This window comes from Ideonella sp. (assembly GCF_041287625.1).
Classification (GTDB): Bacteria; Pseudomonadota; Gammaproteobacteria; order Burkholderiales; family Burkholderiaceae_C; genus Ideonella.
This window is the reverse complement of the sequence record NZ_JBGGNH010000071.1, coordinates 60,553-75,711: the sequence shown is the minus strand read 5'-3', so window position 1 is coordinate 75,711 and position 15,159 is coordinate 60,553. Positions and strand designations below refer to the sequence as shown.

Sequence of the window (15,159 nt, the reverse complement as noted above, 5' to 3'; positions counted from 1 at the left end):
ATGCCGCTGCTCTCGTTTGCCGACCTGCCTTCTGCCCGGGCCTTGGCCACGCCTTCACCCGCCACGCCGCTGCCGCGCGCGCGTTCCGCCGCAGCGCTTCGCTTGCTGTTGGAACAAAGCCTGGCGCTGCCGCCCGAAACCCGCAACGAACTGACCAGCCACATGCCGATGGCGCTGCATGCGCTCAGCGAGCTCGGTGCCAGCGACGCGCGCCTGCATGCCTTCTACGCCCACTACCTGCGCCGCTTCGACGGTGCGCCAGCCGCGCAGCCCTGGGCGCCTGCACCGGCAGACTGGCTGGTCGCGCTGGGCGACTTCAGCGCCTTCGCCGGGCTGCGCACCGTGTTCGCAGAGGCGCTCGCCGAGCAGGGGCGGGACGCGGTGCTGAAGGCCGCGCTGCCGCGGCTGTGGCCTGGTATCGCGGCGGCCGCGTTCCACGGACCGATCCGCGTGGCGCACGCGGTCGAAGCAGCGCATGAAGGCGAGCTGGCCGCGGCGCTGGCCTATTGGGCGGCGCGCTGGCAACCGCTGGCTTCGCCCGAGCCAGCGTCCTTGCACTTGCCGCTGCGCGACTGGTCGCGCCAGCTGGCCGAGGCTGCCGCGGACTGGCGCAGCAGCGCGCCGCTGATCTCGCTGCGCATGGCCGAGGCCAGCGCCACGCCGGTCTACCGCCGCCTGGCCGGCGCGCTGGCACCGGCCGGGGCATTGACGGCGCGCTGGCAGCAGCTGGTGACGCTGGCGCTGAACTCCTATGCCGACAGCGGCAACTTCACCGTGCTGCACATGGTCACCGGCCTGCGCGCGGTGCACGTGCTGTCGCCCTGGCTGGCCGGCGCGGCCGTTGACGAAGCGGTACTGGACCACGCCTTCACCGCCGCCTGGCTGGCCGCGCGCTTGCCGGCCATGGACCCGCTTGGTTCGCGCGCCGTACCGCGGCCGGCGGCCGAGTGGCCGGCGCTGGTCGCGGCCGCCATCGCCTCGCAGGACGACCACGTGATCAAGCTGGTGCACGCCTGCCGCGAGCTGGCGCCGCAGGTGGGCGATGACCGGCTGTGCCGCGAGGCGGCGAGCCGGGCGACGCGTGGCGGCTGAATCAGCTGCCGACCACGAGCTGCATCTTCCCGTTGTGCAGGAAACATGCCTTGCTGAACAGCGACAGGTCCACCGGGTTCGGCAGCCGCACGTCGGCCAGGTCCGGGCAGGGTCGGCCGGTGCCCTCGTAGCCGCGGCTGATCTGCGACAGGCAGACGACGATGGCCTGGCGCGCCTGCGCAAACGCCTTCAGCGTGCGCACCTGCTGGTCCAGCGGCGGGTGCTCGCGCGGCTGGTCCAGCAGCTGCAGGTAGTCGATCACCACCAGCGTGCGCGGTGGTGCATCGGCCAGGCGCGTGGCGATGTGCCCGGCCGAAATCCGCTCGGACAGGTCGAGCACGAAGCGCTCGCCGAAGTCCGCCAGGTCATGGCCCAGCAGGCCGAAACAGCGGGCCACGTCGGCCGCGGTGAATTCCAGCGTGAACAGCGCCGCGTGTTGCCGCTGCTGCATGGCCTCTATCGCCAGGCCGATGGCCAGCAGCGTCTTGCCCTGGCCGGGGCGGGAACCCACCAGCACCAGGTCGCCGGACTGCAGCTGCGCGAACAGCGCGGCGCCGGGCGACCCGGGTTGCCAGCGCGCCGCCAGGTGGCTCCAGGCGTTGAAGCCTTCGCGCACCGCGATGCAGTCCAGCGCAGCATGCAGGCGGATGTTTTCCTGGCGAGACAAGGCCTTGGCCTGCTGCTTCAGGACGTGGATGGGAGCTGAGAGCTTCATGAGGGATCACCTTCGATGGGCGGCCGTCCTCGCGTCCCTCCTTGCGCGACCGGCCGGATCAAAGGCCATGGGTGTGCGCCAGCCCTGCACGTGAAGTGCTGCCCCGTCTGGAGGGTGGGAGGCACGGGCGGTGTGCCTGGAGTGGCATGGTAGCGCGGCCGCCGCCGTAGCATCGGGCCCCCGAATTGCCTTGTGGTTCCCATGTCCTCGCCGTCCCGCCCTCGCCTGCTCATCGTGCAACCCATGGCCGATGACGGACCGGCCTATCTCGCCCATTGGCTGCAGCAGTCGGGCCTGCCGTTTGACCTGGCCAGCGTGGCCGCGGGCGACGAAGTGCCGGCCTCGGCCGAGCCGTATGACGCGATCGCGATGCTGGGTGGCGCGATGAGCGTCAACGACGAGCTGCCATTCCTGCATCGCGCCGAGGCGCTGCTGCGCGACGCGGTGGCTCGCGGCCGGCCGGTGCTGGGCCACTGCCTGGGCGGCCAGATGCTGGCCAAGGCACTGGGCGCGCCAACGACCGACAACCCGGTGCCCGAGTTCGGCTGGACGCACATCACGCCAACCGGGACGCCGTTGGCGCAGAACTGGTTCGGCCGCGGCACGCCGCTGCCGGTCTACCAATGGCACTTCCAGACCTTTGCCCTGCCCGAAGGCGCCACGCTGCTGGCAGGCAATGCCGCGTGCCCGCACCAGGCCTTCGGCTTCGGCCCGCACCTGGGCATGCAGTTCCACATCGAGGTGGACGACGAGAAGCTGAACCGCTGGTGCAGCGAAGCGCCGCAGGACGGCGACCCGCTGCGGCAGCACGCGACGGTGCAGGGCGAAGCCGCGATGCGGGCCGACACCACGCGCTTCCTGGCCGACAGCCAGCGCATGGCAGCGCACATCTATGCGCGCTGGCTGGCGCTGGCCGGCTTCGAAACCTGACCTTTCAAATCCGGCTCGTCGCCCGACCGGGCCGGCCCGTCGCACGTCGCTGCGGCCGGTCGCATCCGGCAGACAGTGGCGCAGCGCAAGCCTAAGCTTCAGTCATTCCCTCTCCACAGCCCAGGAGGCTGACATGACTGAAAGCGAACAACTGAACCAGCTTGGCGAACTGCACCGCAGCGGTGTGCTGAGCGACGAGGAATTTGCCCGCGCCAAGGCCCGCGTGCTGGCCGGCAACGCCCAGTCCATCCCCGGCGGCTCGCCCATCGTCAATGCAGTCAACGGCCTGCGCCGCAGCCGCGACGACCGCTGGGTCGGCGGGGTGTGTGGCGGCCTGGCACAGCTCAGCGGGCTGGCCTCGTGGGCCTGGCGCCTGATGTTCGTGGCGCTGTTCGTCTGCGGCGGCACCGGCCTGCTGGTCTACCTGCTGATGTGGTGGCTGGTGCCGGTCGAGTCGCCGATGCACATGAGTTCGGGTGGCGGCAACTTCACGATGCGGAGTTGAGCGGGGCATGAAAAGAGGTTTCTCTTTTCCGGTTCGACAGGAGCGGCTGCCCACTCGTTCGAGCTGAACCGGCGCCTGCCCGTTCGCCCTGAGCCTGTCGAAGGGCCTGCGCAGCGCTACGTTGGATGCCGATCAAAGAAGGCTTCGACAAGCTCAGCCCGAACGGGTGCGTCGCTCAGCCCGAACGGCAAATCGGTTCAATCGTGCAGCGAGGACAGGAACTGCTGCAGTTCCGGCGTCTTCGGGCTGCCGAACAATTCCGCCGGCGGGCCCATCTCGTGCACCCGGCCCTGGTGCATGAAGATCACGCGGTCGCTGACCTTGCGGGCGAAGCTCATTTCGTGCGTGACCATCAGCAGCGTCATGCCTTCGTCTGCCAGGCTCTCCACCACGCGCAGCACCTCGCCGACCAGTTCCGGGTCCAGCGCCGAGGTGATCTCGTCGCACAGCAGCACGGCCGGCTCCATCGCCAGCGCGCGGGCAATCGCCACACGCTGCTGCTGGCCGCCGGACAGCTGCTCGGGCATCGCGTCGAACTTCTCGGCCAGGCCCACGCGGGTCAGCAGCTTTTTCGCCTGCGCCTCGGCGTCCGTGCCGCTGCGCTTTTTGACCAGCGTGGGCGCCAGCATCACGTTGCGGCCTACGCTGAGATGCGGGAACAGGTTGAAGCCCTGGAAGATCATGCCCACGCGCTGGCGCAGCGCGCGCATGGCCATCGCGCTTTCGTACAGCAGCGGCTTGCCGTCCACCGTCAGCGAGCCGTCCTGGAATTCCTCCAGGCCATTGATGCACCTCAAAAGCGTGCTCTTGCCCGAGCCGCTCTTGCCGATGATGCAGACCACCTCGCCGCGCAGCACGTCCAGGTCGATGCCCTTGAGCACCTCGTTCGTGCCGAAGGACTTGCGCAGCGCGGTGATGCGCACCACGGGCGCGCCCACGGCAGTGGTCGTCTCGGTCGTCTCAAGCACGGCTGACATTCGTCTTCCTTTCGAGGTTTTTCGCGAACAGGCTGATCGGGAAGCACAGCGCGAAATAGAACAGCGCCACGCAGGCAAACACGGTGAACGGGCGGAAGGTCACGTTGGCAATCATCGAGCCGGCCTTGGTCAGCTCCACAAAGCCGATCACCGAGGCCAGCGCCGTGCCCTTGATGACCTGCACCAGGAAGCCGACGGTGGGCGCGGTGGCGATCTTCAAGGCCTGCGGCAGGATCACATGCCGCATCTGCTCGCCAAAGCTCATTGCGAGGCTGGTGGACGCTTCCCACTGGCCCTTGGGAATGGACGCCACGCAGCCGCGCCAGATCTCCGTCAGGTAGGCGCTGGTGTAGAGCGTGAGCGCGAGGGCCGCAGCGGTCCACGGCGACACGTCCAGCCCCAGCAGCCCGAGGCCGAAGTAGCCGAGGAAGAGTTGCATCAGCAGCGGCGTGCCCTGGAAGACCTGCACATAGCCGGCGATGAAATGCTGCGCCACCTTGCCGCCGCGCAGCCGCAGCGCCAGCAGCGCCGCGCCGACGACGCTGCCGCCGACAAACGCGATCAGCGACAGCACCACGGTCCAGCGCAGCGCCAGCAGCAGGTTGCGCACGATGTCCCACGAAGTGAATTCGGTCATGTGACGGCGTCCTTCTTCACTTGCCGAACAGGAAGCGCGGGCCTGCCCAGTTGAACAAGCGCCGCGCCAGGATGGCCAGCGCCAGGTAGGCCAGCGTGGCGATGATGTAGGCCTCGAAGGCGCGGAAGTTGCGGCTCTGGATCAGGTTGGCCGCGTAGCTCAGCTCCTCGACCGAGATCTGGCCGCAGACAGCCGAGCCCAGCATCACGATGATGATCTGGCTCACCATTGCCGGCCAGACCTTCTTCAGCGCCGGCGGCAGCACCACGCGCCAGAAGACCTGGGCGGGGCTAAGCGCCAGGCTCACCGCAGCTTCCATCTGCCCGCGCGGCGTGGCCTGCAGCCCGGCGCGGATGATCTCGGTGGCGTAGGCCCCAAGGTTCAGCACCATCGCGATCAGCGAGGCGGTGATCGGCGTCAGCATCACGCCTGCGGCCGGCAGGCCGAAGAAGATGAAGAACAGCTGCACGATGAAAGGCGTGTTGCGGATCAGCTCCACGTACACGCCCACGGCCCAGCGCAGCGGCGCCGGCCCCCAGGCGCGGGCCCACGCGCCGCCAATGCCCACCGCCATGCCGACCACGGTGGCGATGACGGTCAGGCCCAGCGTCCACGCCAGGCCCTGGAGCAGCAGCGGCCATTCGGCCAGCACGGCCCAGAAGTCGAAGGTCATGCGAAAACTCCGGTGAAGGAACGCAGGGCCGAGAGGCGAAAAAGAGCTGCCTGTTTACAGTGGCAGGTCGCCGGCGGTCTTGCCCAGCCACTTCTTGGACATGGCGTCCAGCGTGCCGTCCTTCTTGGCCGCGGCGATGATCTCGTTGACCTTCGCCTTCAGCGCGTCTTCGCCCTTGGCAATGCCGACGAAACACGGGCTGTCCTTGAGCAGCAGCTTGAACTCTGCGCCGGCCTGCGGGTTGCGGCGGATCATCTCGGCGGCCACGGCACCGCTCATCGCGATGGTCTGCGTCTGCCCGGCGATGAAGGCGGCCATCGTGGCGTTGTTGTCCTCGAAGCGGCGGAAGTCGACGTTGGACGGCGCGACCTTGTTCAGCTCCTGGTCCTCCATCGCGCCGCGGGTCACGGCCACGGTCTTGCCCGAGAGGTCGGCGAACGAGGTCAGCTTGAGCTTCTTCGGTGCGAACACGCCCTGGAAAAACGGCGCGTAGGCGGCGGTGAAATCGATCACCTTCTCGCGCTCGGCGTTCTTGCCCAGCGTGGAGATCACCAGGTCGGCCTTCTTGGTCTGCAGGTAGGGGATGCGGTTGGCGCTGGTCACGGGGACCAGCTCGACCTTCACGCCCAGCTTGGTGGCGATCAGCCGCGCCATGTCCACGTCCAGGCCCAGCGGCGCCATGTCGGGGCCGACAAAACCGTAGGGCGGGTAGTCGGTCGGGATCGCGACCTTCAGCGTCTTGGACTTCTGGATGTTCTCCAGCGCGCTTTGCGCTTGCGCGGCACCGGCGGCGGCCAGCAGGACGGCAGCGGTCAGGGCGGTGGTGAACAGGCGCTTGGACAGCGGATGAGTCATAGCAGGGCTCCGAGGTAAGGGGAGGGATCGTCGGTGGGGGTGTCGGGTGTGGCGTCGGCCGCGGGCTTGGCCTTGCGGCGGCGCGGGGCAGGCGCCGGGGCTTGCTGCAGCGGCGCGAGGGCCTGGCGCAGCTGGGCCAGCGGGTCGTGTTCGTCGTCGCTGGCGCGCAAGGCGTCCTGCACGGTGCCGATGTGCGCGGCCATCAGGGTTTCGGCCTCGGCGGCGTCGCCGCGCGCCAGCGCCTCGACGATGCGCACATGGTCCTCGCAGGACTCGGCCGCGTCGTGCTGCGACTGGTAGAGCATTGCGATCAGCGTGGTGCGGGCGGTGAAGTCGCGCAGCGTGTCGGCCAGCAGCGAGTTGCCCAGGCATTCGGCCAGGCAGACGTGGAAGTCGCCGAGCAGGAAGCTGCGCGCGCCCACGTCGTCGCCCTTCAGCGCGGCCTTCTCGCGCTGCACATGCGCGCGCAGCTTGCGCAGCGCCGCAGCGTCCATGCGGCCGGTGCTGCTGCGGATCAGGCCGACCTCGATCACCCGCCGCGCCTCGAAGGCCTCGCGCGCTTCGTCCTGCGAAGGCTCGATGACGTACCAGCCGCGCCGCGCACTGACCGTCACGATGCCGCGCGCGGCCAGCCGGGTCAGCGCCTCGCGCACGACGGTGCGGCTGCAGTCGAACAGCAAGGCCAGCTGCTGCTCGCCCAGCCGCGAACCCGGTGCGAGCTTCTGCGCCATCACCGCTTCGACGATGCGTGCACTGATTTCGGACGGGGAGATGGCCATGCCAGCCTTGTATGCACACCCCGTGCCAACTTGTATGCAAGCTTTGCGCACGGCTTTGGTGTGCCGGGTGCTGCGTCGGCGTGCACTGGCCCGGCGACGGTGCGCCCTGGCGGGTTGGGCGGATCAGGCAGCGCTGTCGCTGGGGGCTGTGCGCAGAGGGCGCAGCAGCCGAAGCACGTCGGCGGTGAAGCGCAGGAAGTCCAGCGGCTTGGTCCAGTAGTCGGTTGCGCCGCCCGCCAGCGCCGCGGCCACATCGTCGGGCATGGCGCTGGCAGACAGGGCCACCACCGGCAGTTGGCAGGTCTCGGCACTGCCGCGCAGCGTGCGCAGCAGCGCCAGGCCGTCCATGTCGGGCAGGTGCATGTCCAGCAGCACCAGGTCCGGCTGCAGCGTGCGCGCCAGCGCCAGGCCGCTGGCGCCGTCTTCAGCCTGCACCAGGCGCACCTGGGGCCAGCGGCCCAGCATCTGCTCGACGAGCTGGCCGTTGACCGGGTTGTCCTCGATGTAGAGCACCAAGCCGGCTGGCTGGTGCTCGCTTGCGGGCCGCTCCGCAGCCGTGTCTTCGGTGCGGCCGGGTTCGGCTTCGTGGCCGGCGGAGGCGGGCTGCCACGGCAGCGTCACGCGGGCGCGGGTGCCGACGCCGGCCTCGCTGTCCAGCGCCAGCTGCCCCTGCATCAGCTGCACCAGCTGGCGTGTCAGGGCCAGGCCGATGCCGGCGCCTTCGATGCCGCCGCGCTCGCGGCCCAGGCGATTGAACGGCTCGTAGAGGTGGGCCAGCTGGTCGCGCGTCATGCCCAGCCCGGTGTCGATGACCTCGACGATCACCTGCGCGCCCTCGGCCCGTGCGCTGACCTGCACCGTGCCGGCGGGGCGGTTGTACTTGAAGGCGTTGGACAGCAGGTTGATCAGCACCTGGCGCAGCCGGATCGGGTCGGCCTGCACCCACAGCGGGGCCTGGTCCCGGTACGGGGTGGCGATGCTCACGGCCAGCGTGCCGGCCAGCGGCGAGGTCATGCGCAAGGCGTCGTCGAGCAAGGGCTGCAGCGCCGTCGGCCTGGCGTCCACGCGCAGGTGGCCGGTCTCGATGCGGGAAACGTCCAGCACGTCGTTGATCAGCGCCAGCAGGTGCCAGCCGGCGTCGCAGATGTGGGACACCTGGGTTTGCTGGCGCGGCGAGAGCTGCCCGGGCGCGTCGGCCTGCAGCAGCTGGGCAAAGCCGAGCACCGCGTGCAGCGGCGTGCGCAGCTCGTGGCTCATGCGCGAGAGGAATTCGGTCTTGGCGCGGCTGGCGGCCCTGGCCTCGTCGAGCGCATCTCGCGCCTGCTCGGCCTCGCGCAGGGCGCTCAGGTCCAGGCTCATCGAGATGTGGCAGGGCTCGCCCATGAACTCGATGGCCTCGGCATTGATCAGTTCCGGCAGCGCCGTTCCGGCGCGGTCCAGCGAGGTGGTGACCAGGTTGCGCACCCGGCCCTGCTGGCGCATCTCTTCGTAGAAGCGCGCGCGGCCCTCGGCCACCACGCCAATGCCCAGCGAGGAAAAGGTGCGGCCCATCAGCTCCTCGCGCGTCACTCCGTAGCGCTGGAAGCAGGCCTCGTTGGCGTCCATCACCCGCCGGTCGACCATCGAGACGATGGCGCCCGGCAGCGGCGCCAGGTGGAACAGCCGGCTGAAGCGCTCGAAGCCTTCCTGGGCCTGGCGCAGCGCGGCCACCAGCGCGGCCTCGCGGTCGATGTGTGCCAGCGCAAACGCCACGCCGCCGACCATCTCGGTCAGCAGCTGCATCAAGGGTTCGGTGAAAAAACCGGTCACGGCGGCCGACAGCATCAGCACGCCGATCACCTGGCCGCCGCGCTGCACCGGCACCCAGGCCATCGCCTTCACGCCATGGCGCAGCGCCAGCTCGCGCCAGGCCGCTGCGCGCGGGTCGTTGGCATAGTCGTGGCTGACCAGCGGCGTGCCGTCGCGCATGGCCGCCACGGTGTAGGACTGCTGGGCCGCCGGGGTCGTCATGTCCCAGGGCTGCGGCACGCCGGCCAGGAACTCCTCGGCCGGGCCGGCCGAGGCGGCGCGCAGCGCATGGTCACCTTCGCGCAGGTACAGGCAGGCCATCTGCGCGTGGCCGGTGTCGACACAGGCACGGCACATCTCGGTGAACAGCGTCTGGGCGTCCCGCTCGCGCACCATCAGCTGGCTGATGCGAGACAGTGCCAAATAGAAACGATTCAGGCGTTCCATGCAGGCTCGAAGATGACCGGCCCGGCCGCACGCATGCCCGCGATCCGCCCATCGCCATGTCGAATCAGGCGCGTAGCGGCCACCTGCGGGACCTTGCCTCGGTGCGCTGGCATCTTGCCCCATCGGCCTGCGGGCCGCAATGCGGGCGCCCCGCGCCGGGCTGGCGGCTCAGCCTGCGCTGCGGCGCATGCCAATTGCATCGAACGGGCAGCACCGCTCGCAGACCGCGCAGCCGGTGCAGCCGGCGGCGTCGTGCAGCACCGCGTGCTTCGGGCCAAAGCCGCGCGGGTCCGGCGTGTCGAGCCACAGCACTTTGGGCGGACATGCGGCGATGCAGCGACCGCAGCCGGTGCAGGCAGCGGGATCGATGGCGGGCAAAGGCACCGGTTTCATCGCTCGGCGGCAAACATCTGCGCCGGGGTCACGCCGAATTCGGCGCTGAAGGCGGTGATGAAGGCGGAGGCCGAGGCGTAGCCGCTGTCCAGTGCCACGCTGGCCACCTTGTCGCCGGCCGCCAGTGGCGAGAGCGACAGCAGCAGGCGCAGCCGGCGGCGCCAGGCGCCGGGCGTGAGGCCGGTCTGCTGCTGGAACAGCCGCACCAGCGAGCGTTCGCTGGTGCCGACGTCCTGGGCCCACTCGCCCCAGGTGCGCAGGTCGGCCGGCTGGGCCTGCAGCGCGGCACACAGGCGCAAGAGGCGCTTGTCCGTTGGCAGTGGCAAGGCCATCACCGCCGAGCGGGCCTGGGCCAGCTGGTCCAGCAGCACCTGCACCAGCCGGCCCTCGGCGCCGGTGTCGTCGTATAGCTCGGGCAGTGCGCAAACGGCCAGGATCAGTTCGCGCAGCAGCGGGCCGATTTCCAGCACGCGGCAATCGCCAGGCATGCCGTGGCCTGGGCTGGCCACGTACAGGCTGCGCATCTCGGCCGGCCCGGTGTTGACGACCGTGTGCGGCAGGCCGGCCGGCACCCACACCGCGCGCTCCGGCGGCGCGATGAAGTGGCCCGCCGCGGTGTGCACCTGCAGCACGCCGCGGCTGGCGTACGAAAGCTGGCCCCAGGGGTGGCTGTGCTCGGCCGACCAGGCACCGGCCGGCAGCGTCTCGACCCGCGCCAGCACCACGCGTGGCAGGCTGGGCAGGCGCGGCACGCTGCGCTCGGCCTGCGGAAGGCCTGTGGGCAGCGCGGCGGCGAGAGAAGGTGCAGTTTGGCGGTTCGGCGGCATGGCTTGGCGGAGGAGCGGCAGTGGCCCGCACCTTTGGCGCTTAGCCTAACCGGTCTCGCAGACCGCCTGTTCCCATCGCATGACCGCTCCCCGCTCGCTTCCTCGCCGCCCTCGCGCCACCGCACAACGCGGCAAGGTCGACGGCTTCATGCTCGGCATGCTGGCCGCGGTGCTGCTGGCTTCCGCGTGGCCCGACCTGGGCCGCAGCGGCGGGCTGCTGCATGCGGACCAGTTGGGCAACATCGGCATCTTCATCATCTTCTTCCTGCACGGCACCGCCCTGTCCAGCGAGAGCCTGCTCCACGGCGCCTCGCGCTGGCGCCTGCACCTGCTGGTGCAGCTGTGCACCTTCGCGCTGTTCCCGCTCTGGTGGCTGCTGCTGAAGACGCTGCTGGGCAGCATGGTGCCGCCCGAGCTGGTGCTGGGCTTTTTCTACCTCGCGGTGCTGCCGTCCACCGTGTCGTCCTCGGTCGCGATGACCGCGCTGGCGCGCGGCAACGTGGCCGCGGCAGTGCTGAACGCCAGCCTGTCCACCTTGATTGGCGCGGTGCTCACGCCGCTGCTGGCCAGCCTGGTTTTCACCGCGGCCAACGGCCAGGCCATGGAGGTCGGCCACACGATGCTGAAGATCGCCCAGATGCTGCTGCTGCCGTTTGCGCTGGGCCAGGTCGCGCGGCTGTTCGCCGCGGCCTTGTTCAAGAAAATCAAGCCCATCACCACGCTGGTGGACCGCGGCGTGATCCTGCTGCTGGTCTGGTGCTCCTTCAGCGATTCGGTCGCCGATGGCCTGTGGCGCAACCATGGCTGGGGCCTGCTGGCGATGACGTTGGTCGGCGCCGCGCTGTTCCTGTTCCCCATGCTGTGGTTCACCCGGCGCGTGGCCCGGGCGATGGGCTTCCCGGTGGCCGACGAGATCGTCGCGGTCTTCTGCGGCTCGAAGAAGACGCTGGCCTCGGGCGTGCCGATGGCCCGCCTGCTGTTCGCCGGCAGCCCCACGCTGGGCATCGTCGTGCTGCCCATCATGGCCTACCACCAGCTGCAGCTGTTCGTCTGCTCGTGGCTGGCCAGGCGCTACGCGGCAAGGCCGTTTCCGAGCGAGTTGCCCAGTGAGCTGCCGGCCGAGCCCGAGCGCGCGGTGGCGCAGACGGGCTGATTCACAGCGCTGTCATGCCGGCCCGGCAAGCTGCGGCCCGGCATGGAGCTGAAGCGCAAGGTCATCGATCTCGTCTACTTCAATGCGGGCGGTGGCCACCGTGCCGCGGCGCTGGCGTTGCAGCAGGTGCTGCAAGCGCCTGGTCAGCCGCCGTGCGAGGTGCGGCTGGTCAACCTGACCGACCTGCTGGACCCGCCGCAGCGCTTCAAGCGCGCCACCGGGCTGGCGCCGGAAGACCTCTACAACCTGCGCCTGGCGCGCGGCTGGACCCTGGGCCTCGCGCAGGAGCTCAAGCTGCTGCAGGGCATGATCCGCATGGCGCACCCGTGGCTGCTGCGCACGCTGCGCGCGCACTGGGACGCCACCGCGCCGGACCTGGTGGTCTCGCTGATCCCGAACTTCAACCGCGCGCTGTACGAGTCCGTCGTCGCTTCGCCGGCAAGGCGTTGCACGACCGTGATGACCGACCTGGCGGACCATCCGCCGCATTTCTGGATCGAGCCCGGCCAGCCCTTGCAGACGCTCATCTGCGGTACGCCCCGTGCGGCGGCGCAGGCGCTGGCCACCGGGCTGGCGCCCGCGCAGGTGCGGCGCGTGTCGGGCATGGTGCTGCGGCCCGATTTCCATGGCCTGGCACCGCTGTCCGGCGAGGTCCGCGCCCAGCGCAGGGCGGCGCTGGGCCTGCGGCCGGACCGGCCGGTCGGCCTGGTGATGTTCGGTGGCCAGGGCTCGATGCAGATGCTGCGCATTGCGCGCGGCCTGCCCGAGGTGCAGCTGGTGCTGGTCTGCGGCCACAACGCCCGGCTGGCGGCGCGGCTGCGCGCGCTGCCGACGGCGACACCGGGCGGGCCGCATGCGGTGCTGGAATTCGTTGCCGACATGGCGGGCCTGATGCAACTGGCCGACTTTTTCATCGGCAAGCCCGGCCCCGGCAGCCTCAGCGAGGCGGTGCAGATGTGCCTGCCGGTGGTGACCTTCGAGAACCGCTGGACCATGCCGCAGGAGCGCTACAACGCGCACTGGGTGCGCAACGAAGGCCTGGGCGAGGTGGTGGATTCGGTCAAGGCGGTGCCGGCTGGCGTCGCCCGTTTGCTGGACCAGCTGCCGCAGCGCCGCTCGCGGGTGATGCAGGTGCGCAACCGGGCGGTGTTCGAAGTGGCGGCGCTGCTGCACGAACTGGCCGGCGCGTCGACCGGCATGGCCAGCGAGCCGGCGCTGGTGGCCGGCTGAGCGCCTACTTCGGCTTGTAGATCGCGTCCAGCCGGTCCGGCGTGGTGCCAACACGCTCCAGCGCCGGGTAGCGCAGGCCGCCGCGCCAGTCGATGCGGGCGCTGAAGAAGTGGTCGCCGTCCTTGACCAGCAGCTGGATCGGCGCCTTGCCGCCGGTGTTGGCGGTGACCGCGGCGGCCAGCCGTTCCGGGCGGTAGCTGCGCTCGTTGACGGCCAGCACCTGCATGCCGGCGGCCAGGCCCGCCTGGAAGGCCGGGCTGTCCCAGTAGACCTGGTCCAGCTTGCCGTCGCTGGTCACGCGCAGGCCGAGTGAATAAGCCATGTCCTGCGGGCGCTCGTCGCCTTCCGGGCCGCTCCAGCCGCGCTCCTGGGCCGAGAAACGGCTTTCTTCGGTGCGCCAGCGCAGCTGCCAGCCGGCATGGCTCACGCCGTCCAGCGGGGCGACGGTGCCGGTGCGGTTCAGGCGCTCGTGCCAGAAGCCGGCCCAGTCGTGCGGCTGCAGCGCGTTGAGCGCGGTGACCAACTCGTCGAAGGTGTAGGTCAGCGGCTGGATCGAGCCATCGGCGCGCTGCTGCGGCGTGCGGCCGAAGAAGCTGCGTGCAAAGTCGTCCAGCGACTTCTTGCCGCCGCTTTTCTCGCGGATCAGCGTGTCGGCCTCCAGCCACAGCAGCAGGCCTTCGTCGTAATAGTCGCTGCCGCGCTGCCAGTCTTCCCATTCGGCGGCGTGGCCGGGGCCCAGCGTGGCTTCGTTGGTGGTGTCCTGCAGGTTGCGCCAGACCCGGCCGCTGCGGGCCAGCGCATCGGCCGCGACGGCGGCGAGCCGGTCGCGCGCCTGTTCGGCTGTGGACAGCCCGCTGCGCGCAGCGAGCACGTGGCCCCAATACTGCGTGAGCCCTTCGTAGACCCACAGCAGCGAGTTGCGCATGGGGGTGTTGTAGTGCGGCGTCCAGAGGTCGGCCGGGCGGCGGAACTTGCCGTTCCACGCATGCACGTATTCATGCGGCAGCAGCTCGCGGCCACGGATGGCCTTGTCCCAGTCGCTGAAGTAGTCGCCCTCCAGCCCGTTTTCGCTGGACTCGTGGTGCTCCAGGCCGATGCCGCCGAACTCGTCGGACAGTGCCAGCAGGAAGTCGTATTGCCGGTACGGGCGGTGGCCGAACAGCCTGTCGGCCTGCTGCGCCAGGGCCTTGTGGGCGGCGATCTGCGCTGGCGTGGCGGTGAGCTGGCCGGGCTCGTCGGCCACCAGGTTCAGCGCCACCGCGTGCGGCGTGCCGGGCGGGTCCAGCTCGATGCGCCGGGTGTAGCGGCCGGCGAACAGCGGCGAATCGACCAGGGTTTCGAGGCCGACCTCGGCGCAGTCGACCCAGCCGTCGTCGCCGGCGCGTGCGGGCTGGCCGGCCGGCGAGCGCAGTGCGGTGGCGGGCTGCCAGCCAGGTGGCAGGCGCAGCCGTGGCTTGACGCGGATGGCCGCGGCCGCCGGCCCGGCCGGGTACAGCAGCACGGTTTCCCATTCCACGCCCAGCATCTCGCGGGTGATGCTGATGCGGTCGCCGCCGTGCTTGACCGGCGCGGCGTACTGGAATTCCAGCTGCAACTCGCTGACGCCGGCCGGCACGCTCAGGTGGAAGGCAAACGGATCGGTCACGTCGCGCTGCCAGGGCAGGCGCCGGTCGCCTGCCAGCACGGTCAGGCCGGCCAGGCGGCTGACGTCGCCGTAGGGCCCGTGGGCACCGGGCAGGAAGCGCGCGTACCAGAGCGTGAGCGGGCCGGCCTGCGTGACCGGCAAACGTTGGCGCACGCGCAGCAGGCGGTGCGCCAGGTCGGTCGCGTCCACCTCGAGCCCGATGGTGCCGGGCCAGGCCGTGGCTTCGGCCTCGGCCGGGGTGGAGGCAGGCCCGGCGGCCAAGGCCGGCGAGGCGAACAGGGCGGCCAGGCAGAGGCCGGCGGCGGCCCACCCGCGAAGCGGTGTCCGCATGGCCCGCAGGTCTGCGGACAGGTTCTTCGGTAGCTGCATCGCCGAAGTATCGACGCTCCGGCAGCCTGTCCTGGCCGGTGCGTGGGCTTGCCGGCAACGGTCCGGCAGGGCGCCATGGCACGGCATGTCGAAATTGTGCGTCGGAGCCAGGAAAAGTGAATTTGTCACAAAGGCAATCCCCTG

15 protein-coding genes are annotated in these 15,159 nt (G+C 70.3%); 5 read left to right on the top strand and 10 right to left on the bottom strand.

The window, feature by feature from the left end; translation table 11 throughout:
- Positions 1-1,092, top strand: a complete 1,092-nt coding sequence (locus ACAH41_RS26645) for a questin oxidase family protein (RefSeq protein ID WP_325649498.1) — start codon at positions 1-3, stop codon at positions 1,090-1,092.
- Position 1,093: 1 nt separating this feature from the next.
- Here ACAH41_RS26645 and ACAH41_RS26640 read toward each other — a convergent pair whose 3' ends face one another.
- A complete protein-coding gene (locus ACAH41_RS26640; RefSeq protein ID WP_325649500.1) occupies positions 1,094-1,807 on the bottom strand; it encodes a DNA helicase in 714 nt (237 codons plus the stop codon).
- A 201-nt stretch (positions 1,808-2,008) separates the two neighbouring features.
- On the opposite strand from ACAH41_RS26640, the gene ACAH41_RS26635 reads away from it, so the two are divergent.
- The gene (locus ACAH41_RS26635) at positions 2,009-2,737 is read left to right on the top strand and encodes a type 1 glutamine amidotransferase (RefSeq protein ID WP_325649502.1); all 729 of its coding nucleotides are present in this window, start codon (positions 2,009-2,011) and stop codon (positions 2,735-2,737) included.
- 133 nt (positions 2,738-2,870) lie between these two features.
- Positions 2,871-3,242, top strand: a complete 372-nt coding sequence (locus tag ACAH41_RS26630; RefSeq protein ID WP_325649504.1) for a PspC domain-containing protein — start codon at positions 2,871-2,873, stop codon at positions 3,240-3,242.
- Positions 3,243-3,439: 197 nt separating this feature from the next.
- On the opposite strand, the gene ACAH41_RS26625 is transcribed toward ACAH41_RS26630, so the two are convergent.
- The 8 genes from ACAH41_RS26625 to ACAH41_RS26590 all read right to left on the bottom strand — a co-directional run bounded on the left by ACAH41_RS26625 (position 3,440) and on the right by ACAH41_RS26590 (position 10,618).
- Positions 3,440-4,219, bottom strand: coding sequence for an amino acid ABC transporter ATP-binding protein (locus ACAH41_RS26625; protein WP_325649506.1), 780 nt, complete (start codon positions 4,217-4,219; stop codon positions 3,440-3,442).
- Complete coding sequence (locus ACAH41_RS26620; protein ID WP_325649508.1) at positions 4,203-4,856, bottom strand: amino acid ABC transporter permease; 654 nt, start codon at positions 4,854-4,856, stop codon at positions 4,203-4,205. Before ACAH41_RS26620 ends, ACAH41_RS26625 begins: the two co-directional genes overlap by 17 nt.
- A gap of 16 nt (positions 4,857-4,872) precedes the next feature.
- On the bottom strand, positions 4,873-5,529 hold the full coding sequence (locus tag ACAH41_RS26615) for an amino acid ABC transporter permease (RefSeq protein ID WP_325649510.1): 657 nt from the start codon (positions 5,527-5,529) through the stop codon (positions 4,873-4,875).
- A gap of 54 nt (positions 5,530-5,583) precedes the next feature.
- Entirely contained in the window at positions 5,584-6,384 is an 801-nt protein-coding gene (locus ACAH41_RS26610; protein ID WP_325649512.1) for a transporter substrate-binding domain-containing protein, read from the bottom strand.
- A complete protein-coding gene (locus tag ACAH41_RS26605; protein ID WP_325649514.1) occupies positions 6,381-7,163 on the bottom strand; it encodes a GntR family transcriptional regulator in 783 nt (260 codons plus the stop codon). Before ACAH41_RS26605 ends, ACAH41_RS26610 begins: the two co-directional genes overlap by 4 nt.
- Before the next feature lie 123 nt (positions 7,164-7,286).
- A complete protein-coding gene (locus ACAH41_RS26600; protein WP_325649516.1) occupies positions 7,287-9,398 on the bottom strand; it encodes an ATP-binding protein in 2,112 nt (703 codons plus the stop codon).
- 168 nt (positions 9,399-9,566) lie between these two features.
- Positions 9,567-9,791, bottom strand: coding sequence for a 4Fe-4S dicluster domain-containing protein (locus tag ACAH41_RS26595; RefSeq protein WP_325649518.1), 225 nt, complete (start codon positions 9,789-9,791; stop codon positions 9,567-9,569).
- On the bottom strand, positions 9,788-10,618 hold the full coding sequence (locus ACAH41_RS26590; RefSeq protein WP_325649519.1) for a helix-turn-helix transcriptional regulator: 831 nt from the start codon (positions 10,616-10,618) through the stop codon (positions 9,788-9,790). Before ACAH41_RS26590 ends, ACAH41_RS26595 begins: the two co-directional genes overlap by 4 nt.
- Positions 10,619-10,697: 79 nt before the next feature.
- On the opposite strand from ACAH41_RS26590, the gene ACAH41_RS26585 reads away from it, so the two are divergent.
- On the top strand, positions 10,698-11,771 hold the full coding sequence (locus tag ACAH41_RS26585) for a bile acid:sodium symporter family protein (protein WP_325649521.1): 1,074 nt from the start codon (positions 10,698-10,700) through the stop codon (positions 11,769-11,771).
- 42 nt (positions 11,772-11,813) lie between these two features.
- Complete coding sequence (locus tag ACAH41_RS26580; protein WP_325649522.1) at positions 11,814-13,001, top strand: glycosyltransferase; 1,188 nt, start codon at positions 11,814-11,816, stop codon at positions 12,999-13,001.
- Positions 13,002-13,005: 4 nt separating this feature from the next.
- On the opposite strand, the gene ACAH41_RS26575 is transcribed toward ACAH41_RS26580, so the two are convergent.
- Positions 13,006-14,976, bottom strand: a complete 1,971-nt coding sequence (locus ACAH41_RS26575) for a M61 family metallopeptidase (RefSeq protein WP_370538671.1) — start codon at positions 14,974-14,976, stop codon at positions 13,006-13,008.
- Between the last annotated feature and the right edge of the window lie 183 nt (positions 14,977-15,159).

What these genes read in the sequence shown, in the direction of transcription:
- ACAH41_RS26645 (WP_325649498.1), top strand. Translation starts at nt 1, where the DNA reads ATGCCGCTGCTCTCGTTTGCCGACCTGCCTTCTGCCCGGGCCTTGGCC.
- ACAH41_RS26640 (WP_325649500.1), bottom strand. Translation starts at nt 1,807, where the DNA reads ATGAAGCTCTCAGCTCCCATCCACGTCCTGAAGCAGCAGGCCAAGGCC.
- ACAH41_RS26635 (WP_325649502.1), top strand. Translation starts at nt 2,009, where the DNA reads ATGTCCTCGCCGTCCCGCCCTCGCCTGCTCATCGTGCAACCCATGGCC.
- ACAH41_RS26630 (WP_325649504.1), top strand. Translation starts at nt 2,871, where the DNA reads ATGACTGAAAGCGAACAACTGAACCAGCTTGGCGAACTGCACCGCAGC.
- ACAH41_RS26625 (WP_325649506.1), bottom strand. Translation starts at nt 4,219, where the DNA reads ATGTCAGCCGTGCTTGAGACGACCGAGACGACCACTGCCGTGGGCGCG.
- ACAH41_RS26620 (WP_325649508.1), bottom strand. Translation starts at nt 4,856, where the DNA reads ATGACCGAATTCACTTCGTGGGACATCGTGCGCAACCTGCTGCTGGCG.
- ACAH41_RS26615 (WP_325649510.1), bottom strand. Translation starts at nt 5,529, where the DNA reads ATGACCTTCGACTTCTGGGCCGTGCTGGCCGAATGGCCGCTGCTGCTC.
- ACAH41_RS26610 (WP_325649512.1), bottom strand. Translation starts at nt 6,384, where the DNA reads ATGACTCATCCGCTGTCCAAGCGCCTGTTCACCACCGCCCTGACCGCT.
- ACAH41_RS26605 (WP_325649514.1), bottom strand. Translation starts at nt 7,163, where the DNA reads ATGGCCATCTCCCCGTCCGAAATCAGTGCACGCATCGTCGAAGCGGTG.
- ACAH41_RS26600 (WP_325649516.1), bottom strand. Translation starts at nt 9,398, where the DNA reads ATGGAACGCCTGAATCGTTTCTATTTGGCACTGTCTCGCATCAGCCAG.
- ACAH41_RS26595 (WP_325649518.1), bottom strand. Translation starts at nt 9,791, where the DNA reads ATGAAACCGGTGCCTTTGCCCGCCATCGATCCCGCTGCCTGCACCGGC.
- ACAH41_RS26590 (WP_325649519.1), bottom strand. Translation starts at nt 10,618, where the DNA reads ATGCCGCCGAACCGCCAAACTGCACCTTCTCTCGCCGCCGCGCTGCCC.
- ACAH41_RS26585 (WP_325649521.1), top strand. Translation starts at nt 10,698, where the DNA reads ATGACCGCTCCCCGCTCGCTTCCTCGCCGCCCTCGCGCCACCGCACAA.
- ACAH41_RS26580 (WP_325649522.1), top strand. Translation starts at nt 11,814, where the DNA reads ATGGAGCTGAAGCGCAAGGTCATCGATCTCGTCTACTTCAATGCGGGC.
- ACAH41_RS26575 (WP_370538671.1), bottom strand. Translation starts at nt 14,976, where the DNA reads ATGCGGACACCGCTTCGCGGGTGGGCCGCCGCCGGCCTCTGCCTGGCC.